The sequence below is a fragment of the Streptomyces sp. CB01635 genome (assembly GCF_002803065.1).
Lineage (GTDB): Bacteria > Actinomycetota > Actinomycetes > Streptomycetales > Streptomycetaceae > Streptomyces.
In genome coordinates this window covers 1179876-1202093 of record NZ_NNBL01000003.1, presented here as the reverse complement: position 1 = coordinate 1202093, position 22218 = coordinate 1179876, and the positions used below count along the sequence as shown (strand labels likewise).

Genomic DNA, 22218 nt, shown 5'->3' with positions numbered 1-22218 from the left:
CCGGACGCACCGAACGACGGAGCAGGCCACCGCCAACATCAGCGTGAGGATTTCCTATGACGCAACAAGCCCCGCCACCACACCTCGCCATGCCCTTGGCATCACCCGAACACGACACCTCGCACCCCTGCACTCCAATGCCACCGCTGGACGCCTGGATGCACCGCCAGCAGAGCAGCGGCGGCTCCAACATGACGGCGGCGCTGCTCGCCTGGTTCGAGGGCCCTCCGCCCACGCTCTCAGCCCTTCGCCGCCTGGCCGGTGACCGCCTTGCGCGCTACGAGCGGCTACGGCAGATGCCGAGCGCACCCGAGACCGATCCCGCCTGCGACAGCTGGCCGCTGTGGTCGACCGGCGGGCCCTTCGAGGCCGACCACCACGTCGCCGAGAGCTCCGACGTCACCACGACCGGGCTCGAAGCGCACATCGCAGCCCTGTTCACCGCACCACTCGACCCACGCCGCCCGCCATGGCAGCTGCACCTCATCCCCACCACGGGCGGCTTCGTCCTCCTGTTCCGCGCCCATCACGCACTGCTCGACGGCAGGTCGATCGCCACATTGCTCCGCGCCCTGTTCGACGAAACCGGCGCCCTGCGCCCTCCGCGAGTCGGCGGCCCGGCGACGGCGGACGCACCCTCCCGAGCCCGTCAACTCGCCTGGAATGTGGGCGACTTGCTCCCCAAGGCATGCCCACTGCCCTTTCACGGTCCGGTGGACCCTCACCGCGTCCTGACCTTCCGCCAGGTGCCGCGCAAGGAACTCGACGCCGCCCGCGACTCATTGCGCTCCGCCGGGTCAGCCGAACGCGCCTCCACCAACGCGGTCTTCCTCTCCGCCACGGCGGGAGCGCTGCGAACGATGGGCATCACCGGCCGGCCACTGCCGATGTTGCCCGGCATCTGCGCCCTGGTCCCCGTCGACGTACGCACCAATGAGGAGTCACAACTCCTCGGCAATCATTACGCCACCGTCCGGGTGCCGCTCCCCCGGCAGCGGGACGCGCGGCTGAGACTCGCCGCCGTCGAATCCTTCATCCGGCGAAGTGCCATCGGCGCCAGGGCACGCGCCCAGGCCGCCGTGGTCTCATCACGACCACGCAGGATCACCCCTCTGAGCAACGCGGCGGGCCGTTACGTCGACTCACCCCGCTACTTCTCCCTCCTCTGCAGCAGCGTGTCCACGCACGCCGGCGAACTCACCCTCGGACCGGCGCGACTCACCGCGATGGCAGGCATCCCACCGCTCGGCCCGGGCCACCCCCTCGCAGTCACCGCCATCCATCACAGCAGCACTTCGGTCGTCACCGCCGTCACCGACCACAACCACCGCCACCTGGCCCAAGCGCTCGCTGAACGAATCCACGACGAAATCCGCGCTCTGGCCAACTGAACGCCTCCAGGAAGGCGAGGCGGTCTGTCGGCGTCGGTGGAGTCGAGGTGCCGGGTGTCGGGCGTCGGAGTAGACCGCTTTGCCCGAAAGCCCGGACTGGAGAAACTCGCACGACAGTGGGCAATCGGATCGCGTCAATGTCTCGTTCGTACGTCGGCCGCAGGTCACCCCCGAGGATGAACTCCGTGCCCGGCGACTGCTGTTGCCGGCCCTCCTGGTGGGGCTCTTGCCGACCATCAGGGAGGCCCCAGCGGATGAGTGCCCTCATCAAGAGGAGTCCACGGGCGGAGAAGGCTTACCTCGTGGAGCAGGCCGCTGAGCAGATGCTCCGCCCAGGCAGCGACCGTTCCACGTGAGACGAGGTCACTGAGCTGTGCCGCGATGGGTGTGCGCAAGCGTCGGCGCCGTGCCCGCGGCTCGCGGCTCGCGTCAGGCAGTCATCGACGGCGCCTGGAAGTAGTGCCCCTTGTCGAGGTCTTCGAGGAGGCCGGGCCGGGTCGGCTCCCATGCCAGCAGTTCGCGGGTCAGCGTGTTCGACGCCGGGGCGTCGATCCCGACGAAGGCGCTGAGCCAGGTGAAGTGCTCGGCGGCGCTCTCGGGCGCCACGGAGGTGACCGGCACGTCGAGGTGACGGCCGATCACTTCGGCGACATCGCGGATTGCGACGCCCTCCTCCGCGACGCCGTGCAGGACCGATCCGGCGGGGGCCTCTTCGACCGCGAGGCGGAACAGGTGGGCGGCGTCGAGCCGGTGGACGGCCGGCCAGCGGTTGGCACCGTCGCCGAGGTAGCCGGAGACGCCCTTGGCGCGGGCAGTGGCGACCAGCGCCGCCATGAAGCCGTTGTCCCCGTCGCCGTGGCAGGTGGGAGAGAGCCGCACCACGGACGAGCGCACGCCCTGCGAGGCGAGGGCGAGCACCGCATCTGCGGTGGCCACCCGGATGGAGATCGGCGAGCCGTCGTTCGTGGCCTTGTCGTGCTCGGTCGACACCCGCCCGGGCGCGAGGCCGGCCACGCCCGAGGCGATGACGAAGGGCCGGTCGGTGCCCACGAGCGCGGCGCCGATGATGTCGACGGCGCGACGATCCGCCTCCGCGGCCCCCCGGAAGTCGCCGGTGAAGGCGATGTCGTGCTTGAAGGCGAGGTGGATCACCCCGTCCGAGGCGGCGGCCGCGTCATGCAGTACGTCGAGGTCGTCGACGGTGCCGCGCACGACCTCAGCCCCGGCTGCGGTGAGCGCGGCCGCGGAGGCGTCGGAGCGGGCCAGCCCGACGACCTCGTGCCCCGCGTCGATGAGCTCGGGAACGACGGCGGAGCCGATCCAGCCGGACGCACCGGTCATGAAAATGCGCATGAAAAACCCCAAGGAGTCGATGGCAGGTGGCACCACGGTGATGTCAGTGCCTGTCATCAACGCTACACCTGATGTCATTCACTGTCATCACGTAAGATCTGCGTATGGGTAGATGGGAGCCGAACGCGCGTGGGCGTCTGGCGAACGCGGCGTTGGAGCTCTACAGCGAGCGCGGGTTCGAGCAGACGACCGTGGCGGAGATCGCCAAACGGGCAGGACTCACGGAGCGCACGTTCTTCCGGCACTACGCGGACAAGCGCGAGGTCCTGTTCGCCGGCTCCAGCCAGCTGGAGGAGGCGCTCGTGAAAGCGGTCGCCGACGTTGCGAAGTCTGCGGCGCCGATCGACGCGGTGGCGGTGGGCCTCGACACGGTCTCCGAGTTCTTCGCCGACCGCCGCGACTTCGCGCGGCAGCGTCAGGCCGTGATCATGGCGACCGCGGAACTTCAGGAGCGCGAGCTCATCAAGCTCGCCTCGATGTCGGCCGCGCTCGCCGACACCCTGCGCCGACGCGGCGTGGCGGAACCGGCCGCGAGCCTGACCGCCGAGGCGGGCGTCGCCGTCTTCAAGGTGGGTTTCGAGCGGTGGATCGGCGCGGTCGAGGAACGTGAGATGTCGCAGTGCATGCGGGAATCACTGGACGCGCTCAGGACCGCGCTGACGGGCAACTAGCCCGCCTCTCCTCTGTCACGCACCCTTTCGGCGTACGCGAGGCCGGTGCCTGCGTGCCCATTGCTGTACGCCGACGAGCGACGGGAAGCGTTCGTGCAGCTGTTGGGCGTTGCGGTCCAGTTCCTCCATCAGGCGCTGTGAGCGGTGTTCCGTGTCGAGTTCGGCGAGGATGCGGTCGATCTCGGTGAGCAGGGCCCCCTGCAGTTGCCACTGGCTCGGGTCGTCCTGGACGGCGTCCAGGAGCAGTCGAGCGACGTGTTCGCGCTGGACATTGGCGGCGGCGAGGTGGCTGATCAGGCGGTCCTCGGCCGTTTCCGATTCCGAGCTGGTTCCGGTGCCGACGAGTACGGCGAAACTGACGACGGCGTCCGCGACATGGCCGAACAGATCACGCATCGCGTTCGACACCTCGGGTTCGAGCAGCCACCTGTCGTCACGCTGTTTGGCCAGGTCCGTGAGGGTCCGGGCGATGACGCGCAGCACGACGGTGCAGATTTCGAGCGTGTCGAGGCCGGTCCGCAGCACCACGCGGTGCAGTCGCCCTTCCCGTACACGCGGATTGAGCCGGAGGCTGTCCTCGGCCTGCCGAAGGGAGGCGTCCACGTCGGCGATGTCCTGGTCGAGGCGGCGCGCCTCGTGGAGCCGTGCCGCAGCGAGTGGCCAGGGGGTCTCCTCGTCGAGCTGGTCGCTCAGGTCAAGCAGCAGTCGGCGCATGCGCCGGGCGAGGTCCTCCAGGGCGTCGCCCGCGGTGTCCACCCATAGGGGCGGGGCGAAGAAGAGGTTGAACGCGAGCCCGGTCAGGGCTCCGATCAGGGTTTCCAGTACGCGATCCCATGCGCTCGATGCGACGCGGGTGACGCCGAGCACGAGCATGGCGCTGATCGCCACCTCGGGCACGAACTCGTTTGCGCGCACGAAGGGGCCGATGGTGAGCGAGGCCAGGATGATCAGCGCCAGGCTCCACCAGGTCAGCCCCACCAAGGCGCTGAAGCCGATGGCGATGAACACCCCGACGACCACGGAGTTGATGCGGCGGATACTCATCTTCACGGTCGCGTACAGGGTCACCTGCACGACCAGGAGAGCGGTCAGGGGTGCGGTCAGGGGGGCCGGTTCGCGGCTGAGGTGCAGGGCGATGACGTAGGCGATCGTCGCCGCGGCGGTGGCCCTCAGCGTCTGCACGGCGACCGGGTGCCGCAGCCGTTTCACGAGCTGACGCCCGTTCGGAACACGGCTCAGCAGCTTCGCCAGCCGCTCGGGTACCAGACGCATCTTCAGTCCCTTCCCCGATCCGTACGACACCTCCCGGCGGCGTAGACCGCCCGGGTCACGCAGGACGAGATCGCGGGCGGCCACCGCGTGCACCGCCGACGCGGGCGGCACGGTCCTGCGGCTGCTCGGGCTCGGTGACGACCGGCACGAACTGAAGTTCACGGACGGCTCCAGCGTGAGCAGCGGACTCCTCGTCGGCACGGACGGCGCCTGGTCAAGGGTCAGGCCGCTGCTCTCCGACGCCAAGCCCGAGTATGCGGGAACGATGTTCATCGAGACCTACCTGTACGCCGCCGACGAGCGGCACTCTGCGGCGGCCGAAGCGGTCGGCGACGGCGGGACGTTCGCGGCCGAGTTCGACGGGTGGGCGCCGGAGCTCACCGCGCTGATCACCGACGGCGACACGGCACCGGTCCCGGCGCCATCCACATGCTCCCCACCCGGCACCGGTGGGACCGCGTGCCCGGGGTGACGCTCCTCGGTGACGCCGCGCACCGCATGCCGCCGTCCGGCGAGGGCGCCAACCTGGCGATGTTCGACGGCGCCTACCTCGGGAAGTCGATCGCCGCGCACCCCCGACAGCATCGAAGCGGCACTCGCCACCTACGAAGAGGCGATGTTCCCGCGCAGCGAGTCGGAATCCGAGGATGCGCAGCTGCTCATAGCGCTCTGCCTCGACGACCGGGCACCGCACAGCCTCATCGGCTGCCTCACCGGCTGAAGTGGTCTGCGGCGCAGATCGGTTCAGGGCAGATCGGTTCAGGGCAGATCGGTTCAGGGCGGATCTGTTCAGGAGGGGGCGCCGTCCAGGACTTCCACCTTGCCGGTGTCGAGTGAGTAGTAGGCGCCCACGACGGCGAGGTCCCCCTTCTTCACGAGAGGGGCGAGGTCGTTGTTGGTGCGCAGTTCGGTCGCGGTCAAGGTGACCTGCGCGCGGGCCATGGTCTCGACCGGGTCGCCGCCGCCCTCGCGGACTGCCTGCTTGTATGCCGGTTGCAGAGCCTCGACGATCGCCTGCAGGTTGCCCGGCAGCGGCTTGTCGTCGCGCAGGGACTCGTACGCCGCCTTGACGGCCCCGCAGCGCTGATGGCCGAGGACCACGATGAGCGGGGTGCCGCTCGTCATGGGCCCGTACTCGACGGAGCCGGTGACGACGGGCCCTACCGCCTCGCCGCCCGTGCGCATGACGTAGAGGTCGCCGAGCCCGGTGTCGAAGAGGAGCTCGGGCGGTACACGGGAGTCGATGCACGAGAGGACCGATCCGTACGGCTCCTGTTGCTGAGCCACTAGTTCGCGCCGGTCCGGATCCCGGTCGGGGTGCTGGAGGTCTCCGCTCACCCAGCGCTTGTTGCCCTCCGTCAGTCTCGCGAATGCCGCCGCGGGCGTGGAGGGCCTCGGCATCGACGTGGTGCTGCTGCTGGTCGGTGCTGTGACGGCTTTGGTCGGTGTGCACCCCGCGAGCGCGACCGTGGCGCTCGCGAGTGCGCCGGCGAGCAGAAGTCTGCGGTCCGGAGATGCTGCTGTGTCCATCGGTCGATCCCCTCGGTGCCGCGTGCCGCTCACACACGCCCGTGCGTTCTGACAGGGGCGATTGTGCTGCCAGGTGCGGGTGACCTGACGACAGGCACGAGCGGGCGCGAGGCACTTTGCCACCGGGCGGGCTACAGGGCCGGCCATGCGAGCTGTGCCGGCTGCAGAGAGGCTCAGGCGGCGGCCTCGGGGTTCCGGTCGGTCGTCAGGCGCGGCAGCGAAGCATCTCCAGCGGGGGGTTGGCGAGGAAGTCCGCGCCGAACTCGCGCACGCCGGCGTCGGACACCTTCAGCGGGACCCGGGTCACCTCGCCGAACCCGGCCGCCCGCAGGCACTCTTCGTAGACCTCGCGGCGCGGGCACGTGGTGACGAACGAGATCGGCCCGACCGGCGGGGCGAGCAGCGCCGAGATCTGGACGCGCGGGCCGGTCTCGGCCTCCTCGCCGGTCAGCTCGGAGCGGAAGCCGTACTTGTCGAGGGACGGCCCGTCGAAGCGGTAGTCAGGTGACTGGTTGAGCAGGAAGACTCTGCGCCGGGTGCCAGGTTGCGGTGCACGTTGCGGCACATCTGCTCGAAGGCGGCGACGTCCACGGCGTAGTTGAGCAGCTGGACGGCCGTGGCGATGTCGAAGCGCCGTCCGAGGGGCCGCAGTTGGGACACATCACCCACCTCGTAGCGCACGCCCAGCGGATCGCCCTGCTCCAACCTCTCGGCCACGGCGACCATTTCACCGGAGATGTCGATTCCGAGCACCTCCGTGGCGCCGCGCCGCTTGAACTCCCTGCTGTAGAAGCCCGTACCGGAGGCCAGGTCGAGGACCGACTTGCCGCGCACATCCCCGACCATGCTCAGGAAGCTGGGCACCTCCCCGTACTGTGCCAGCGGCAGGGCCTTGAACCCCTCGAACGCCTCACCGATCTCGTCGTACTGCTGCTGCGCGCTCACCGTGATGTCCTCCCCTGCGCTTGGTCATCCCCTTGGCCCGGCCCCCGCTCCCGGGGACGCCGCGGCCACTGCGGCTATGGCTGCGTAAGAGCAAACGCGCTCGAATGGCCCGGCGGCTCAGCCGTCGGCGGCGAGACGTTCCAGCCACTCGGTCAGCAGGTGCTGCTCCGCTCCGCTGAGGGTTGTCTGTTCGGGCAGCGCGGCGCGCAGGGCGCGCGCGGCGCCGGCCGGGCCCGCGGCCTGCACAGCCGGTTCCTGGTTGGTGACGGTGGCGACCATGGACTCTCGAAGGGTGGTCAACAGGGCCGGATTGCGCTGTTCGTCGGGCAGTGACAGCCAGGTGAGGACCGCGCCGCGCGCCGTGGCATGGATGATCATGGCGGCGAGCTCCTCGTCGACCCGCAGCCATCCGCCGGCGGCCAGCCGCCGGATCCGCCCCATGAGGATCTTCATGCCCGCCTCGAACGCGGCCGACGAAGTGGTCGTGGGTTCGCTGTACATCAACGTGTACAGCGCGGGGTTGTCCAGCCCGAACTCGACGGCCAGATCCCAGCCGGCCCTCAGGTCCTCGATGGGGTCCTGCGGATGGGGCGCCACGGTCTTGCCCGCGAGGAACTTGGCGAAGCCGTGCTCGGCCACCGCTTCGAGCAGTCCGTCCTTGTCGCCGAACAGCCGGTAGATGGCGGGCGGTTGCAGGCCGGCGGCGACAGCGACGGCGCGCGTCGTGACCGCGTCACGACCCTCGCGCGCCAGCAGGTCGGCGGCGGCCTCGATCACCCGCTGCCGGGGCTCTTCGCGCTCCGCGGGTGCGGGTGTCCCGGAATCGACGGCGGCCGCACCGCGGCTACCTCGTGAACGTGGTGGCATATATCAACGATACAGCACGAGCGATACCATCGTTAATATCAGTGATACGCTAAATGCGATTTCACTGGAACCACGCATGGGAGCACATCATGATCGTCGTGACCGGAGCGACCGGAAAGCTCGGGCGTCAGATCGCCGAGAGCCTGCTGACACACGTACCCGCGGACCGGGTCGGCGTCAGTGTCCGCGACCCGCAGAAGGCGCAGGACCTCGCGGACCGGGGGGTACGTGTACGGCAAGGCAGTTTCAGCGACGCGGCCGGTCTCGCTCACGCCTTCGAGGGCGCCTCGCAAGTGCTGATCGTCTCCGTCGACAAGATGGGCGAGGAGGCCGTGCGGCAGCATCGCGCCGCAATCGAGGGCGCGGTCGCGGCGGGCGCCAGGCGCATCCTCTACACCAGCCACATGGGCGCGAGCGCCACGTCGCATTTCGAGCCCTGCCGTGACCACGCCGCCGCCGAAGAGACCCTGCGGACCTGCGGCGTGCCGTACACCGCGCTGCGCAACGGCTTCTACGCCACGAGCGCGCTGCAGTTCCTGGGGCATGGGCTGGAGTCCGGTGAGGCAGAACTCCCCGCGGACGGGCCGGTGAGCTGGACCGCGCACGCCGACCTCGCCGACGCGGCGGCCGCCGTCCTCGCCGACGAAGGGCGCTTCGAGGGCCCGACGCCGCCGCTCACCGCCGCGCAGGCGCTGACCTTCGACGACATCGCCGGCATCGCGTCGGAAGCGCAAGGCCGCAGCGTCAAGAGGATCACGACACCTGATGACGCGTTCCGCGAGCAGCTCGTGGGCCACGGCGTCCCCGCCGAGGCTGCCGACCAGCTGCTCGGCGTCTTCACCGCCAGCCGCGCGGGCGAGTTCGCAACAGTCGACCCAACGCTCGCCAACCTGATCGGACGCGAACCCACCTCCCTGAGCACGGTGTTGCGCGAGCACCTGGGCGGCAACTGATCCACACCCCTGTATGAGCGTCGGGCCCGTCGACGTCAGGTTCCGTCGTGCTGGTGGGCCGCAGCCGCGGGGCGGGCGTGGGTGCCAGGAACTGTCAATCGCCGCTCGGCCACGCGACCAGCGCCAGCTCGGCCACCTGGGACAGCTCGTGCGCATCGGCTCCGTCCCGCGCGCGCTGCGAAAGTCCCTGCACGATCGTGGCGAAGTAGGACGCCAGGGCCGACGCATCGGTCCCAGCCTGCAGCTCCCCTTCTCCCTCAGCCCGGCGCAGCCGCTCCTCGATGGCAGCGACGCCCGTGTTGCGCACGTCGCGCAGGAACTTCGCGATCTCCTCGTCATGCACGGTGACGTTGGTGGCCGCGCTGATGGCCAGGCAGCCCGGCGGGTGCGACGGATCCGCGTAGACCGCCGCCGCCTCACGCAGGATCCGAGACACGGCCCCGCGGGCCGTCGGCTCCTCGGCCAGCGCACGCGCCGGGAAGGACCCCATCGGTGACCGCCCGTACGCCTCCACGGCCTCCCTGAAGAGCGCCTTCTTGTCGCCGAACGCCGCGTAGAGGCTGCCCGGGCGGATGCCCATCGCCACCGTCAGCTCCCCCAGGGACGTCGCCTCGAAGCCACGCTCCCAGAACAGCCGGATGGCCGCCCACAGCGCCGCGTCCCGGTCGAACGTGCGCGGACGTCCTCGTGCATTGCTCATGCTGACCATTCTAGAGCGTTCACTCAAAAACTCATGCTACGGTCCTTTCTTGATCGGCCACTCAACAAATAGCGCGAACTCGATCAGGGAGGTTCTCAGCCCATGAACGGACATCTCGACGGGCATCTGGACGGACACCTGAACGGGCAGCGGGAGAGGCATCCCAGCGGGCAGCTCGGCGGGCAGCTCACCACGCACCGCCACGACGAGGGGCACACCGTCGCCGGGTGGGCAGGCTTCGCGGTTGCCACGGCCGGGGCGGTCGTCACCGGGCTCGGCATCTGCGGCTGGCGCCCGGGGATCTGGCTGGGGATCTGCGCCCTGGCCGTGGCAGCGCCGGTCACATGGGGTCTGCACCTCGCGGGCTGGGGCAAGCCGCCGGGCCCGCGACCTTCGGACCTCAGAGGCCGCGACCGCGCCGCACGCGACGGGCACGCGGACTGCCTCGGGTGCCGACTGGCGGGACGACGCGGCGTTCCGATACGCCCGGAATCCGCCCCCGAATCCACCGTCACACCCGCGCAAGCACCGTCCCCCGCCGACCTCTGACACGGGAGACGACCAGGACACACCGGGCGTACATGAACCCGCTCCTCACCGCCGCTGGCATTATGCAGGTGAATACCTGCATAATCGGAGGGTGAGTTTCGAAGCGACTGCGATGGACCAGGCATTCAAGGCACTGGCCGACCCCACCCGGCGGCGGCTGCTCGACCGTCTGCGCGAGCACAACGGCCAGACGTTGCGCGAGCTGTGCGACCGCCTGGACATGGCGCGCCAGTCGGCCACCCAGCATCTCGACATCCTCGAGCGGGCCGGCCTCGTGACCGTCGTCCGGCGCGGACGCGAACGGCTCCACTACCTCAATCCGGCCCCGATCCACGAGATCGAGGAACGCTGGATCTCCGAGTTCGACAAGCCCCGGCTGCAAGCGATCAGTGCCATCAAGAACCAGGCAGAGGAGTACGCCATGACCAGCGGATCAGCATCCGTTCCGTCCTACGTCTACGTCACCTACATCCGGGCCAGTGCGGAGCAGGTGTGGCAGGCGCTGACGGACGCAGACCTGACAGCGCGCTACTGGGGACACGCCAACGTCTCCGACTGGGAGCCGGGCTCGGCCTGGGAGCACCGGCGCGTCGACGGATCGGGGGCCGTCGACGTCGTCGGTCAGGTCCTCAAGGCCGAACCGCCGACGCGCCTGGTCATCACGTTCGAGGACACCCCGGACGCCCAGGCGCCGCGCGACCCGTCCGTCGTCACCTTCCTCGTCGAGCCGCACGAAGACATCGTCCGGCTCACCGTGACCCACGAGAACCTTCCCAACGCGGAGATGCTGAACGGCATTTCACAGGGATGGCCGGCCGTCCTGGCGAACCTCAAGTCGCTGCTCGAGACCGGCGAGGTGCTCCCGCAGGCACCGTGGGACATGGCCGGCACGCACGCCTGAAGCGACAGATACGACGCCACTCCCCCGGTCACCCCGCGCAGGACTGAAGAAAGAAGACGCTATGGACACCGTCCCTCTTCGGGACGCCTACCGCTCGCTGATGGACGCGGCCGCCACAGTGGCCGGCTCCGGGGGCACGATGCCCGTCCCGCCCACCGGCGAGTGGAACGCCGACCAGATCCTGGCGCACGTCGCCATCGTCAACGCCACCACCATCGCGACCGTCGCCGCCGCGTCCTCGGGAGCACCCACCACGTACGACAACCGCACGGCGCACGACACCTGGACCATCGAGCGCGTCATCGGTCTCGCCGGTGACAACGCAGGACTCCGTGAGCGCATCCGCCTCCAGGCGGACGCTCTCTGCGCCCTCGCCGGGCCGATGCTGAGCGAGACCGAACTCGACACGCTGGTGCCCACCTTGCTGCTGTCCCACGACAAGGTCCAGGTCAATCAGCCCCTCCCGCTCAGGGACCTCGTCACTGGTCTGACGGAGGTGGAACTGCCCGGCCACACGCGGCAACTCCTGTCCCTGATGCCGCCATCGGCGGCTGGTAACTAAGGGGTGTCAGTTGCCACCTTCCACCAGGTGGCCCGTCGTCGGACACCAAACCTGAGTGGCCCGGTGCACGCCGATGATTTTGTGCAGGCTCCGCAGTCATTCAGTCAGTGACAGTGGGGATCCGCGGGCGAGCAGCCGTAGCGGCCGGCCAGTACGAAGCACACCAGGAGACCGTGACATGCGCACTCTGATCAGCACCGCCTTCGTCTCGCTCGACGGCGTCGTCGAGGCCCCGGGTGGCGAGCCCGGCTACCGGAACTCCGGGTGGACCTTCAAGGAAGTCGAATTCCTCCCGGAGGCGTTCGAGATCAAGGGCCGCGAGCAGCAGGAGGCCGCCGCCATGATGATGGGCCGCGTCAGCTACGAAGCGTTCAGTCCCGTCTGGCCCGGCATGGAGGAGTTCGCCCAGTACAAGGTCATGCCGAAGTACGTCGTCTCCACCACCCTCACCGAGGACGATCTCGTCGCGGACTGGGGCGAGACCACGATCCTGCGCTCCCTCGACAAGGTCGCCGCGTTGAAGGAGACCGAGGGCGGGCCGATCATCATCCACGGCAGCGCCGCCCTCAACCGGAGCCTCTCAGACGCCGGCCTCATCGACCGCTACCACCTGCTCGTCTTCCCGCTGCTGCTGGGCGCGGGCAAGCGGCTGTTCAGCGACACGGACAAGGACACCCAGAAACTCAAGCTGGTCGAGTCCGAGGCGTACGCCAACGGCTTGCAGAAGCAGGTGTTTGACGTCGTCCGCTGACAGCACCGGGTGACGGTTCAAGCGGGCTGAGGCGCGTCGACCTCGTCTGGGCCGCGGGGCGGATCCGGCCCCGGTCAGGGATTACGACCTGGTCGGCGGCCGCTGGGCCCGGCGGCTCGCGCGTGATCAGCAGCGTCATTCGGCCGCGGGTGACGTCGAATGTGTCCGCGAGCACGGCGGCGGCGGGGTCCGGGTCGCGTCCCTCGCCGGGCTCGTCCAGGACGAGCACGGGCTGGTCGGCGAGCAGCGCGCGGGCCAGGAGTCGGCGCCTGCTCCTGGCCGCCCGATGTCGAAGACAGCGGCGTCCCCTTTGAACTCACCCGCCGTCACGGTTCCGGTGGTGCTTCCAGGTGTAGGTCAACGTGCCCGATCCCCGGGTCAGGGCGCAGCACAGAACTGACTGGTGCAGGGCACCGTGAATCCGCCGCTGGACAGCGTGGGGTCCGACGAGACCGGACAGTCGAAGTGGCCTCCCCCGCTGACGGTGACGCCCAGTCGAGCGGTATCCATGTTCGACACCGCCCGCATGACGCCACCGTGTGAAGCGGGCCCCGGCCTCTTGTTCAGGCGGCCCGCGGCGGCCAGTTCTTGATGGCCTTCGTACGCGGCGCCGCGTACGTGCGCACCTTCGAGGTGGAGAGGCCGAGGCGGACGAGGGACTCGGCGATGGTGACGGCCGCCGCGACGCCGTCCACGACGGGGACGCCCGTGCGCTCGACGACCCGCTCCGTGAGGCCGGCCATGCCGCCGCAACCGAGGCAGATCACCTCGGCCTTGTCACGTTCGACGGCCTGGGCCGCCTGTTCCACGATGGCCTCGACGGCGGCTTCCGCGTCGCTCTCCAGGTCCAGTACGGCCATTCCGCTGGCCCGCACCGACGCGCAGCGGTCGGCGAGACCCGCGAGCTTGAGGCGGTCCTCGATGAGCGGCACGGTCCGGTCGAGCGTGGTGACCACGGAGTAGCGGTGGCCGAGGAACTGCGCGGTGCTCGCGGCGGCTTCCGTGATGTCGACGACCGGGACGTCGAGGAGTTCCTGGAGCCCCTCGCGACCGTGCTCGCCGTACCCGGCCTGGATGACGGCGTCGAAGGAGTGCGGGTAGGAGCGGACCGCCTCCATCACGGCGACGGCCGCGAGGTAGCTCTCGTAGTTGCCCTCCACGGACTCGGCCCCGAACGACGGGGTGAGGGGCACGATCTCCGTGCCCGGTGAGGCGACGGCGGCGGCCTGGGCGCCGATGCTCTCGGTCATCGAGGCGGTGGTGTTGACATTGACGACGAGGATGCGCATTTGTTGGCTTTCTCTGCTGAGGCCGGCCTGGGCCGAAGGTGGTACGAGGGTGGTACGGAGGGTGCGCGGGGCGTGGCGTGGAGTCGTCAGGCGGCGTCGACCGCGATGGACTCACCGTCGACATCCCGGGTCGCCTTCTGGCGGTCGGCGAGGACCAGATAGACGACGGCGGAGAGGACCGCGCCGATGAACCAGGAGAACCCCGAAACGGACTTGAAGGCGGGGACGAGCGCGATGACGACGGCGACGGCCGCGGCGGGCACGAAGGCGGCGATGGCCTTCAGGTGGAACCCGCGCTGGTAGAAGTAGTCGCCCTGCCGGTCGTCGGTGTAGAGGTCGGGGACGTTCACGCGGGTCCTGCGGACCAGCCAGTAGTCGGCCATGACGACGCCGAAGATGGGGCCGAGCAGTGCTCCGAGGCCGCCTAGGAAGTAGTTCACGACGGTCGGGTTGTCGTAGAGGTTCCACGGCAGGATGACCAGGCCGATGACGGCGCTCACCACGCCGCTGCGGCGGAAGTTGAGCGTGCGCGGGAAGAGGTTGACGAGGGCGTAGATGGGCGCCACGAAGTTCGCCATGAGGTTCACCGCGATCGTCAGCGTGATGAACGCGAGTGAGGCCGCCGCCATCAGGAACGTGTTGGGGATCGAGCGCACGATGTCCTCGGGCCCGGTGATGACCTCGCCGTTCAGCTTGAACTGGGCCCCGCTCAGCACGACCACGATGCCGGCGAAGAACAGCATGTTCACCGGGATGCCGACGAGGTTGCCGCGCACGATCGCCCGGCGGCTCTTGGCGGAGCGCGTGAAGTCGCAGAAGTTGAGCACGAACGTGCCGTAGATGACGACCCAGAGGGCAGCGCTCTCGAAGATCTGGCGCCACATGTCGAGGCCGTGCGGTGCGTGCCCGGTCGACATGGAGATGGAGCCGTCGGCGCGGATGAACATCCAGATCGCCAGCGCGGACATGGTGATGAGGATCGTCGGCGCCGCGAACGCCATGTACTTGCGGATGAGTTCCATGCCGTAGCTGACGATGACGACCTGAATGACCCACAGGGTCAAGAACGTTGCCCAGCCCAGGGTCGACAGCCCGAGGATCGAGTTCTCGTCGAGCGGGCGCAGGCCGGGGAAGAGCACCTTGACGAGCGCGCCCAGCACGGACGCAGCCAGGTACGTCTGGATGCCGAACCACGCGATGGCCACGACGCCACGGACGATGGCCGGGATCTGCGCTCCCTTGACGCCGAAGGAGATGCGGCTCATGACGGGGAACGGGACACCCGTCTTGCTGCCCATGTATCCCGAGAGGGTCAGGAGCAGGAAGAGCAGCGCTGACGCGATCGCGAAGGCGGCCAGGATGTTCCAGACACTCATCCCCAGGGCGAACAGGCCTATCGCGAAAGCGTAGTTGCCGAGGCTGTGCACGTCGTTGCCCCAGAGGGTGAAGACGCTGTAGGCGCCCCAGCGACGGCCTTCCTTCTTCGTGGGGGCGAGGTCGGGGCTGTACAGCCCGGGGCTCGTCCGGGGTTTCCCGTCGACCGCAGCGGTGGGTGGCGATTCGTGCACGGCGGCCATGACACACTCCCGGCGTTTCCGTATTGCGGAATAATTTTTCCTTGTTTCGGAACGGGAGATTACGGGGGGTGGTTGGGGCGGTCAATAGGTCGCTGCCCAGAATTTATGCGCAACCGCGCGACGCTCGACCGTGACATCTCTCACGACGTGAAGATTGCGTGAGCAAATTGTTTCCGGGTGACGCAGGCCCCTCGGACCGCCCGTCGCCACCTCGCACGCCCGCGAGCAGGCTTTCTGCATACCAAGACATAGTGTCGCACTGGGTCCATGAGCGTGACCTTTACGTTCACCCGTGTTTTGGTATACAAAATCTTCATGCCAGCCCCGCCACCCTCACCCAGCACCCAGCAGGAACAGCTCCCGGATCCCCGGCGCTGGTGGGCCCTGTGCGTCCTCGGTCTGGCCCAGCTGATGATCCTGCTGGACAGCACCATCGTGAACGTGGCCCTGCCGTCCATGCAGACGGAGTTGGGCATGGCGGACGGTGACCGCCCGTGGGTCGTCACCTCTTACACGGTCGCGTTCGGCGGGCTGCTTCTGCTCGCGGGCCGCATCGCCGACCATGCGGGGCGCAAGCGCGTCTTCGCCTCGGGTCTGCTCGGTTTCGCGGTCGCCTCGGCGGCGGCGGGAGCCGCTCCCACGGCGCAGGCCCTGTTCGCCGCCCGCGCCGTACAGGGCGCCTTCGCCGCACTTCTGGCGGCCTCGGCCCTCGCACTGGTGGCCACGACCTTCGCCGACCTGCGCGAACGCCGGAAGGCCATCGCCGTCTTCGGTGCTCTCGGCGGGGCCGGCGCCTCCCTCGGCGTCGTCCTGGGCGGGCTGCTCACTCAGTGGTTCGGCTGGCGCTGGTGCCTGCTGGTCAACGTACCCATCGCCCTCGCCGCCCTGCTCGGCACGCTGTGGACACCGCGCGATCGCGCCCGGCGCCTCACCGGCCGCATCGACCTCGCGGGTGCGGTACTCGGCTGCGGTGGCCTGACGACGGTGGTGTACGGGTGCAGCCAGGCGGAGGCTCAGGGCTGGACGTCTCCCGGCGTAGTCGGCGTGCTCCTCGCCGGGGCCGTGCTGCTGACGGCGTTCGCCTGGTGGCAGACCCGGGCCGCCGCCCCGCTGCTGCCTCCGCGGCTGCTGCGCGACCGCCGCCGAGTCGCCTCACTCCTTGCCGGCGGCGCACTGATGGCGGGCCAGCTGTCCGTCTCGCTCTATCTCACGTACTACCTGCAGACCGTTCTCGACTGGTCCGCGCTGGCCAGCGGCCTGGGCTTCCTGCCCATCAGCCTCGTCACCACCGCGACCGCCACCCAGCTCGGCACCCGCCTGCTGCCCAGGCTCGGACCGCGCGTGATGATGACGGCCGGCCTGTGCATCGCGGCGTGCGGGCTGTTCCAGCTCACGCTCCTGGACCCGGATTCCACGTACGCCGCGAACGTCCTCCCGGCGCTGATCACCTTCAGCATCGGCCAGGGCGGCAGCTTCCTGGCCATCATGACCGGCGCCACCTCCGACGTGCCCGCGCAGGACTCCGGCATCGCCTCGGCGACGGTCAACTCCGCGCAGCAGATGGGCGGTTCCATCGGATCTGCCGTGTTCAACACAGTGGCAGCGAGTGCGGCAGCGGCCTTCCACGGGAGCCGACGAGCTGCCGCTCTGCACGGCTTCACGTCGGCCATCTGGATCCCCCTCGCCCTGCTTCTCCTGGCAGCGGTCGCGACGGCCACGCTGGCCGGCCACCAATCTACCCGCGTATATGCGCACGCAAATACTTTGCGCCGTAATCCTGAAGGGGTCGTAAAAGGGCAGGGAAGCGGAAATCACGGCGCTTGACGCGGAGAAATAGAAGGAAATCCCGAAGGTGTGATCCGACTCCTCCAGCGGGCAGCCGGACCACTACCGTCCGCAAATTCCTGAACAGGCTTCCTCGGCTCAGGCGAAGACGATCCCCTCCGCGACGTCGGCCCGGATCTCCGTACCCACCCGGCGCTCCAGCAGGTCGTCGATCCGTTCGAGCGGTCCGATGAGCGCGCGTCCGCCGGCCTTCGCGACCCGCACCGCGGCGTCGACCTTCGGCTTCATCGACCCCTCGGCGAAGGTCAGTTCGGAGATCGCTTCCGGGGATGCCGTCAGGATGTCCCGCTGCTCGGGTGTCCCCCAGTTCTCACTGACGTAGTCGCCGTCCGTGAGCATGACCAGCATGTCCGCCTTGAGTTCGGCCGCGAGTGCCGCGCTGGCGAGGTCCTTGTCCACCACGGCCTGCATGCCGGTCTGGCGGCCCTTGCCGTCGATCTTCACGGGCACGCCTCCGCCGCCGACACAGACGACGAGCCGGCCGTTCTCCAGGAGCATCCGCACGAGCGGTGCCTGGACGATGCGCCGTGGGGCGGGGGACGGCACCACGCGCCGGAACGCCGCACCGTCGCGCGCGATCGTCCACCGGTACTCGGCCGCTGCCTCAGCGGCGTCCTGCGCTGAGTACTGGGGGCCGATCAGCTTCGTCGGGCGCTCGAACGCCGGGTCCGCCTCGTCGACCTCGGTGGTCGTGACGACCGCCGCCACCTCGCGCTCTCCGGCGAGAGCGTTGGAGAGCTCCTGCTGGATGACGTAACCGATCATGCCCTGCGTCTCCGCGCCGAGGATGTCCAGCGGGTACGCCGCCACGTCCTGGTAGGCGAGGTTCTGCAGAGCGAGCAGACCCACCTGGGGTCCGTTCCCGTGTGTGATGACGAGCTCGTGCTGACGTGCGAGGCCGGCGAGCGCCTCGCACGTGGACCTCACGTTCGCGCGCAGATGGTCGGCCGTCATCGGCTCTCCCCGACGGGCCAGCGCGTTGCCTCCGAGAGCCACGACGATGCGCATGGATTCCCTCCACAGACTTGTTCGCTTCCCCATTGTCAAATGGTATACCAGTGAGTGAATGTTGAGGGGAACCCATCACGCCCCATGGGCACGGTGAGGGCGAGGAGGGTGCAGTGACTTCTCTGCGTACAGCCACTGAGCTGCGCGCCATATCCGGCGACGCCGCTCTGATCGCACACCTGCGCGCACTCCGCGGGCAGGGCGTCGTCGAAGGCGTCTTCCACCGTACGGTCAACGTACTGACGCCTGGTGACAGGCTCATCGCTCTCGCCGCCCGAGGCGGTGGCGACGCTCCAAGCACCCTCGTCACCGATGCGGACAGCTGGTCGGGCCGGGGCATCGTGGCGAGTCGGACCGTGGAGTTCGCGCCGGGGGTCATCACCATCCGTGCGGCGCGCGGACGCCTGCGGGTGCGTACGGAAGGTGCGGATGAATGGCATCCCATTCTGCCGTCGCTCGCGGCGCTCGGCCCGGGCGAACTCGCGACCGCCGCCTCGGCGCTCGACCGGCTGACACGCGCACACGGCTCACGCGGCGGCATGCTCGGTCCGACTCCCGCCGCATCGCCGATGGCGGTGGCCGTCACCCGGGCACTCGCCGACGGGCAGGACACCCTCGTACGCGCGATCAGGTCCGCGGACGACGCGGGCATGCGTCGCGGCGCCCTGTCACTTCTCGGACTCGGCCCGGGACTGACGCCCGCGGGCGACGACTTCCTGACCGCCCTGGCCCTGTTGTCCTCGCTCCACGGCAGCGGGCTCGGCCACTTCGGGCGGGCGCTTCAGGACGTCCTGCTCGAACACCCCGGCCGCACCACGCGGTTGAGCGTCACCACGCTCGACGAGGCCCTGGCGGGACGGGCCCGCGCCTCACTGCTCGACGTCCTGCACGCGCTGGCCCGCCCCGACCGGTGGGGCGAGGTACACGTAACGCAATCCATCCGCACCCCGGTCCGACATGTGCTGGCCATCGGCCACACGTCCGGCACCGACATCTTGTCCGGTCTCGTGACCGGGCTTCGCCTGGAGAAAGAACTGCGAGGTTCGCTGTGAGCACCACAGCAGTCGTCAAGAAGAACACCTACTTCGACTCGGTGTCCCTGATGTCCGTCTCGACCCGGGCGAATCAACTGCCCGGCGTGGAGCAGGCGTTCGTCGCCATGGGCACCGAGATGAACAAGGGCGTGCTGAGCAACCTCGGCCTCCTCACGGCGGATCTCCGTGCCGCGGGCACCGGGGATCTCATGATCGTCGTGGAGGCGGGCGAGGAAGCCGATCAGGCAGCGCTGCTGACGGAGGTCGAGGCACTCCTCGTACAGAAAGCACCCGGTGCGAGCGGTGCGGACACGGTCACGTACCGGACGGTCGACAGCGCCGCGCGCGGCATTCCCGGGGCGAACCTCGCGATCGTCTCGGTCAACGGCGCGTACGCGGGCCGCGAAGCCCGCAAGGCGCTGGAGAACGGCCTGCACGTGATGGTCTTCAGCGACAACGTCCCGATCGAGGAAGAGGTCCGCCTCAAGCAACTGGCGCACAGCAAGGGCCTGTTCATGATGGGGCCCGACTGCGGCACCGCGATCATCAACAACGTCGCGCTGTGCTTCGGGAACGCCGTGCGGCCCGGCACCGTCGGTGTCGTCGCGGCGTCCGGCACCGGCGCACAGGAGGTCAGTGTCCGTATCCACGCGCTGGGCGCGGGCATCTCGCAGCTCATCGGCACGGGCGGCCGCGATCTCAGTGAGCAGGTCGGCGGCGTCATGATGATCGACGGGATCCGGGCCCTTGCCGCCGATCCCGGAACCAGCGTGATCGTGCTCGTGTCCAAGCCGCCCGCCCCGGCCGTACAGGACAAGGTGCTGGCCGAGATCGCGGACGCGGGCAAGCCCGTCGTCGTCTACTTCGTCGGAGGATCCGAGGAGGCCGTGACCGCGGCCGGCGGACACTTCGCCGCGAGCACCCAGGACGCGGCGCTCCAGGCCGTCCGCCTCGGGTTCGACTCTCATGCTGCCGTCGAGGAACTGGCCGCCAAACAGGTGGACGAGGTGTGCGCCCGGCTCGCACCTGAACAGCGTTACGTGCGTGGCCTGTTCTGCGGCGGGACCCTGTGCGACGAGTCGATGTACGCGCTGCTCGAAGTCAGCGACAACGTATGGAGCAACATCCAGAAGGACCCCGAGCGCCGTCTTGCGGCCGGCAGTCCCAGTGTCGGGCACACCTTCCTCGACTTCGGCGACGACGACTTCACCAACGGCCGCCCGCACCCGATGATCGACCCGTCGCTGCGCCTGGCGCGCCTTGTCCAGGAGGCCGCGGACCCCCAAGTCGCCGTCGTCGTCATGGACTTCGTCCTCGGATTCGGCGCCCACGAGGACCCGGTCGCGGTCACGCTCCCCGCCATCGCGCAGGCCAGGAAGATCGCCTCCGACGCGGGCCGTCACCTGGAGATCGTGGGCTACGTCCTGGGCACCGACCTCGACACCCCGGCCCTCGCCGAGCAGGTCGCGGCCCTGGAGGCCGCCGGAGTCACCGTCACCCGCAGCAGCACCGAGACGGGCCACTTCGCCCGTGAGACCGCCCGGAAGGCACACCGCGCATGAGTACTCAGGCCACCAGCCTCTTCAACAGCGACCTCAGCGTCATCAACGTCGGACTGGCCATGTTCGACCGGGACATCACCGCCCAGGGCGCGCAGGTATCGACCCTCGACTGGACTCCGCCGGGTGGCGGCAGCCCCGAGGTCCTCGCGGCTCTCGACGCGCTGGAGGACCCGCGCGTCGCCGAGCGGACCGAGGCGGCCAATGCCGAAGCCGTCGACCGCATCATCGGCGCACGGCCGATGCTGGTCGGCTTCGGCCGGGCCATCGACGTGGTGCCCGGGATGACCCCGACGACGATCCTGCACGCCGGACCCCCGATCACCTGGGACCGGATGGCGGGTGCCATGAAGGGGGCCGTCACCGGCGCCCTCGTGTTCGAGGGCCTGGCGCGCGACCTCTATGCGGCCGAACGGCTCGCGGCCTCCGGCGAGATCACCTTCTCGCCCTGCCACGAGCACGACTGCGTCGGTTCGATGGCCGGTGTCACGTCCGCGTCGATGTACATGCACATCGTCCGCAACGAGACCCACGGCAACACCGCCTTCACCAACCTCTCCGAGCAGATGGCGAAGATCCTCCGCATGGGGGCGAACGACGAGAGCGTCGTCGAGCGCCTCGTCTGGATGCGGGACGTCCTCGGCCCCATGCTCAAGGAGGCCATGGAGATCGGCGGCCCCGTCGACCTGCGCCTCCTGCTCTCCCAGGCGTTGCACATGGGCGACGAGTGCCACAACCGCAACATCGCGGGCACCCTGCTCCTCGCGCAGGCACTCACTCCCGCCCTGCTGCAGACGAGCTTCACCACCGAGCAGAAGAAGGAAGTCTTCGACTTCATCGCCAGCTCGGACTACTTCTCCGGACCCACGTGGCTCGCCATGGCCAAGGCAGCCATGGACGCCGCTCACGGCATCGAGGGTTCGACGATCGTGACGACGATGGCCCGCAACGGCGTCGAGTTCGGCCTCCGCGTCAGCGGCCTGCCCGGCAACCAGTGGCTCACGGGCCCGGCCCAGCCCGTCGTCGGGCCGATGTTCGCCGGGTTCAAGCCCGAGGACGCCGGTCTGGACATCGGTGACAGCGCGATCAGCGAAACGTACGGCTTCGGCGGTTTCGCGATGGCGACCGCACCCGCCATCGTCGCGCTCGTCGGCGGAACGGTGCAGGAGGCCGTCGCCTTCACCCGGGACATGGGCGAGATCACGACGACCGAGAACCCGAACGTCACCATCCCCGCTCTGGGGTTCCAGGGCATCCCCACCGGCATCGACGTCCGCAAGGTCCTGGCCACGGGGATCCTGCCGGTCATCAACACGGCGATCGCCCACAAGGAAGCGGGCATCGGGATGATCGGCGCCGGCATCACACACCCGCCCGCCGCTGTCTTCGAGCAGGCCGCCACAGCCCTAGCCCTTTCCAGCACGGTCGCCTGACGGCGCGCCGGCCCACCCACGGAGGCCA

At 69.2% G+C, this 22218-nt stretch carries 21 protein-coding genes and 1 pseudogene; 12 read left to right on the top strand and 10 right to left on the bottom strand.

What is annotated here, in order from left to right; all coding sequences use genetic code 11:
- Nucleotides 1-158 precede the first annotated feature (158 nt).
- Entirely contained in the window at nt 159-1391 is a 1233-nt protein-coding gene (locus CG723_RS13650; RefSeq protein ID WP_159032446.1) for a wax ester/triacylglycerol synthase domain-containing protein, read from the top strand.
- A 429-nt stretch (nt 1392-1820) separates the two neighbouring features.
- Here CG723_RS13650 and CG723_RS13645 read toward each other — a convergent pair whose 3' ends face one another.
- A complete protein-coding gene (locus CG723_RS13645) occupies nt 1821-2744 on the bottom strand; it encodes an SDR family oxidoreductase (RefSeq protein WP_100593875.1) in 924 nt (307 codons plus the stop codon).
- A 104-nt stretch (nt 2745-2848) separates the two neighbouring features.
- Here CG723_RS13645 and CG723_RS13640 point away from each other — a divergent pair, with 104 nt between their 5' ends.
- Complete coding sequence (locus tag CG723_RS13640) at nt 2849-3415, top strand: TetR family transcriptional regulator (protein ID WP_100593524.1); 567 nt, start codon at nt 2849-2851, stop codon at nt 3413-3415.
- A gap of 15 nt (nt 3416-3430) precedes the next feature.
- Here CG723_RS13640 and CG723_RS13635 read toward each other — a convergent pair whose 3' ends face one another.
- Entirely contained in the window at nt 3431-4687 is a 1257-nt protein-coding gene (locus tag CG723_RS13635) for an FUSC family protein (RefSeq protein WP_100593874.1), read from the bottom strand.
- 130 nt (nt 4688-4817) lie between these two features.
- Between CG723_RS13635 and CG723_RS13630 the strand changes: the two are divergent.
- A pseudogene (locus CG723_RS13630) lies at nt 4818-5408 on the top strand (FAD-dependent oxidoreductase); the annotation flags it as partial.
- Between the two features lie 68 nt (nt 5409-5476).
- Here the strand turns inward: CG723_RS13630 and CG723_RS13625 are convergent.
- The 4 genes from CG723_RS13625 to CG723_RS13615 all read right to left on the bottom strand — a co-directional run bounded on the left by CG723_RS13625 (nt 5477) and on the right by CG723_RS13615 (nt 8029).
- Nucleotides 5477-6217, bottom strand: a complete 741-nt coding sequence (locus tag CG723_RS13625; RefSeq protein WP_199841738.1) for a carbonic anhydrase — start codon at nt 6215-6217, stop codon at nt 5477-5479.
- Between the two features lie 205 nt (nt 6218-6422).
- Nucleotides 6423-6782, bottom strand: a complete 360-nt coding sequence (locus CG723_RS49190; protein WP_442802545.1) for a hypothetical protein — start codon at nt 6780-6782, stop codon at nt 6423-6425.
- Nucleotides 6665-7162, bottom strand: coding sequence for a class I SAM-dependent methyltransferase (locus CG723_RS49185; protein WP_442802544.1), 498 nt, complete (start codon nt 7160-7162; stop codon nt 6665-6667). Before CG723_RS49185 ends, CG723_RS49190 begins: the two co-directional genes overlap by 118 nt.
- Before the next feature lie 117 nt (nt 7163-7279).
- Nucleotides 7280-8029, bottom strand: coding sequence for a TetR/AcrR family transcriptional regulator (locus CG723_RS13615; RefSeq protein ID WP_100593523.1), 750 nt, complete (start codon nt 8027-8029; stop codon nt 7280-7282).
- A gap of 89 nt (nt 8030-8118) precedes the next feature.
- Between CG723_RS13615 and CG723_RS13610 the strand changes: the two genes are divergently transcribed.
- A complete protein-coding gene (locus CG723_RS13610; protein WP_100593522.1) occupies nt 8119-8982 on the top strand; it encodes an NmrA family NAD(P)-binding protein in 864 nt (287 codons plus the stop codon).
- A 94-nt stretch (nt 8983-9076) separates the two neighbouring features.
- Here CG723_RS13610 and CG723_RS13605 read toward each other — a convergent pair whose 3' ends face one another.
- Nucleotides 9077-9691 carry a TetR/AcrR family transcriptional regulator gene (locus CG723_RS13605; protein WP_199841770.1) on the bottom strand — a complete coding sequence of 205 codons (615 nt, stop codon included), beginning with the start codon at nt 9689-9691 and terminating at the stop codon, nt 9077-9079.
- Between the two features lie 129 nt (nt 9692-9820).
- On the opposite strand from CG723_RS13605, the gene CG723_RS13600 reads away from it, so the two are divergent.
- From CG723_RS13600 to CG723_RS13585, 4 genes are all read left to right on the top strand, one after another.
- Complete coding sequence (locus CG723_RS13600) at nt 9821-10231, top strand: HGxxPAAW family protein (protein ID WP_442802557.1); 411 nt, start codon at nt 9821-9823, stop codon at nt 10229-10231.
- 112 nt (nt 10232-10343) lie between these two features.
- A complete protein-coding gene (locus tag CG723_RS13595) occupies nt 10344-11132 on the top strand; it encodes an ArsR/SmtB family transcription factor (protein WP_100593520.1) in 789 nt (262 codons plus the stop codon).
- A gap of 61 nt (nt 11133-11193) precedes the next feature.
- On the top strand, nt 11194-11694 hold the full coding sequence (locus CG723_RS13590; protein WP_100593519.1) for a hypothetical protein: 501 nt from the start codon (nt 11194-11196) through the stop codon (nt 11692-11694).
- 178 nt (nt 11695-11872) lie between these two features.
- A complete protein-coding gene (locus tag CG723_RS13585) occupies nt 11873-12445 on the top strand; it encodes a dihydrofolate reductase family protein (protein ID WP_100593518.1) in 573 nt (190 codons plus the stop codon).
- A gap of 563 nt (nt 12446-13008) precedes the next feature.
- On the opposite strand, the gene CG723_RS13575 is transcribed toward CG723_RS13585, so the two are convergent.
- Nucleotides 13009-13734 (bottom strand): aspartate/glutamate racemase family protein, encoded by a 726-nt coding sequence (locus tag CG723_RS13575; protein ID WP_100593517.1) that lies wholly within the window; start codon nt 13732-13734, stop codon nt 13009-13011.
- Nucleotides 13735-13820: 86 nt separating this feature from the next.
- On the bottom strand, nt 13821-15311 hold the full coding sequence (locus CG723_RS13570; protein WP_100593516.1) for an NCS1 family nucleobase:cation symporter-1: 1491 nt from the start codon (nt 15309-15311) through the stop codon (nt 13821-13823).
- 315 nt (nt 15312-15626) lie between these two features.
- Between CG723_RS13570 and CG723_RS13565 the strand changes: the two genes are divergently transcribed.
- Nucleotides 15627-17135 (top strand): MFS transporter, encoded by a 1509-nt coding sequence (locus CG723_RS13565; RefSeq protein ID WP_100593871.1) that lies wholly within the window; start codon nt 15627-15629, stop codon nt 17133-17135.
- 99 nt (nt 17136-17234) lie between these two features.
- Here CG723_RS13565 and arcC read toward each other — a convergent pair whose 3' ends face one another.
- Nucleotides 17235-18164: a carbamate kinase gene (gene arcC / locus CG723_RS13560; protein WP_100593515.1), complete on the bottom strand. Its 930-nt coding sequence runs from the start codon at nt 18162-18164 to the stop codon at nt 17235-17237.
- Nucleotides 18165-18277: 113 nt separating this feature from the next.
- Here arcC and CG723_RS13555 point away from each other — a divergent pair, with 113 nt between their 5' ends.
- From CG723_RS13555 to CG723_RS13545, 3 genes are read left to right on the top strand one after another with little or no spacing between them, the layout of a single operon-like run.
- Nucleotides 18278-19216: an oxamate carbamoyltransferase subunit AllH family protein gene (locus CG723_RS13555; RefSeq protein WP_100593514.1), complete on the top strand. Its 939-nt coding sequence runs from the start codon at nt 18278-18280 to the stop codon at nt 19214-19216.
- The gene (gene fdrA, locus CG723_RS13550) at nt 19213-20760 is read left to right on the top strand and encodes an acyl-CoA synthetase FdrA (protein WP_100593513.1); all 1548 of its coding nucleotides are present in this window, start codon (nt 19213-19215) and stop codon (nt 20758-20760) included. Before CG723_RS13555 ends, fdrA begins: the two co-directional genes overlap by 4 nt.
- Nucleotides 20757-22190 (top strand): DUF1116 domain-containing protein, encoded by a 1434-nt coding sequence (locus CG723_RS13545; RefSeq protein ID WP_100593512.1) that lies wholly within the window; start codon nt 20757-20759, stop codon nt 22188-22190. Before fdrA ends, CG723_RS13545 begins: the two co-directional genes overlap by 4 nt.
- Nucleotides 22191-22218: the final 28 nt, after the last annotated feature.

Excerpts from the sequence above, each read along its gene's own strand:
- CG723_RS13650 (WP_159032446.1), top strand. The coding sequence starts at position 159 with ATGCACCGCCAGCAGAGCAGCGGCGGCTCCAACATGACGGCGGCGCTG.
- CG723_RS13645 (WP_100593875.1), bottom strand. The coding sequence starts at position 2,744 with ATGCGCATTTTCATGACCGGTGCGTCCGGCTGGATCGGCTCCGCCGTC.
- CG723_RS13640 (WP_100593524.1), top strand. The coding sequence starts at position 2,849 with ATGGGTAGATGGGAGCCGAACGCGCGTGGGCGTCTGGCGAACGCGGCG.
- CG723_RS13635 (WP_100593874.1), bottom strand. The coding sequence starts at position 4,687 with ATGCGTCTGGTACCCGAGCGGCTGGCGAAGCTGCTGAGCCGTGTTCCG.
- CG723_RS13625 (WP_199841738.1), bottom strand. The coding sequence starts at position 6,217 with ATGGACACAGCAGCATCTCCGGACCGCAGACTTCTGCTCGCCGGCGCA.
- CG723_RS13615 (WP_100593523.1), bottom strand. The coding sequence starts at position 8,029 with ATGCCACCACGTTCACGAGGTAGCCGCGGTGCGGCCGCCGTCGATTCC.
- CG723_RS13610 (WP_100593522.1), top strand. The coding sequence starts at position 8,119 with ATGATCGTCGTGACCGGAGCGACCGGAAAGCTCGGGCGTCAGATCGCC.
- CG723_RS13605 (WP_199841770.1), bottom strand. The coding sequence starts at position 9,691 with ATGGTCAGCATGAGCAATGCACGAGGACGTCCGCGCACGTTCGACCGG.
- CG723_RS13595 (WP_100593520.1), top strand. The coding sequence starts at position 10,344 with ATGGACCAGGCATTCAAGGCACTGGCCGACCCCACCCGGCGGCGGCTG.
- CG723_RS13590 (WP_100593519.1), top strand. The coding sequence starts at position 11,194 with ATGGACACCGTCCCTCTTCGGGACGCCTACCGCTCGCTGATGGACGCG.
- CG723_RS13585 (WP_100593518.1), top strand. The coding sequence starts at position 11,873 with ATGCGCACTCTGATCAGCACCGCCTTCGTCTCGCTCGACGGCGTCGTC.
- CG723_RS13575 (WP_100593517.1), bottom strand. The coding sequence starts at position 13,734 with ATGCGCATCCTCGTCGTCAATGTCAACACCACCGCCTCGATGACCGAG.
- CG723_RS13570 (WP_100593516.1), bottom strand. The coding sequence starts at position 15,311 with ATGGCCGCCGTGCACGAATCGCCACCCACCGCTGCGGTCGACGGGAAA.
- CG723_RS13565 (WP_100593871.1), top strand. The coding sequence starts at position 15,627 with ATGCCAGCCCCGCCACCCTCACCCAGCACCCAGCAGGAACAGCTCCCG.
- arcC (WP_100593515.1), bottom strand. The coding sequence starts at position 18,164 with ATGCGCATCGTCGTGGCTCTCGGAGGCAACGCGCTGGCCCGTCGGGGA.
- CG723_RS13545 (WP_100593512.1), top strand. The coding sequence starts at position 20,757 with ATGAGTACTCAGGCCACCAGCCTCTTCAACAGCGACCTCAGCGTCATC.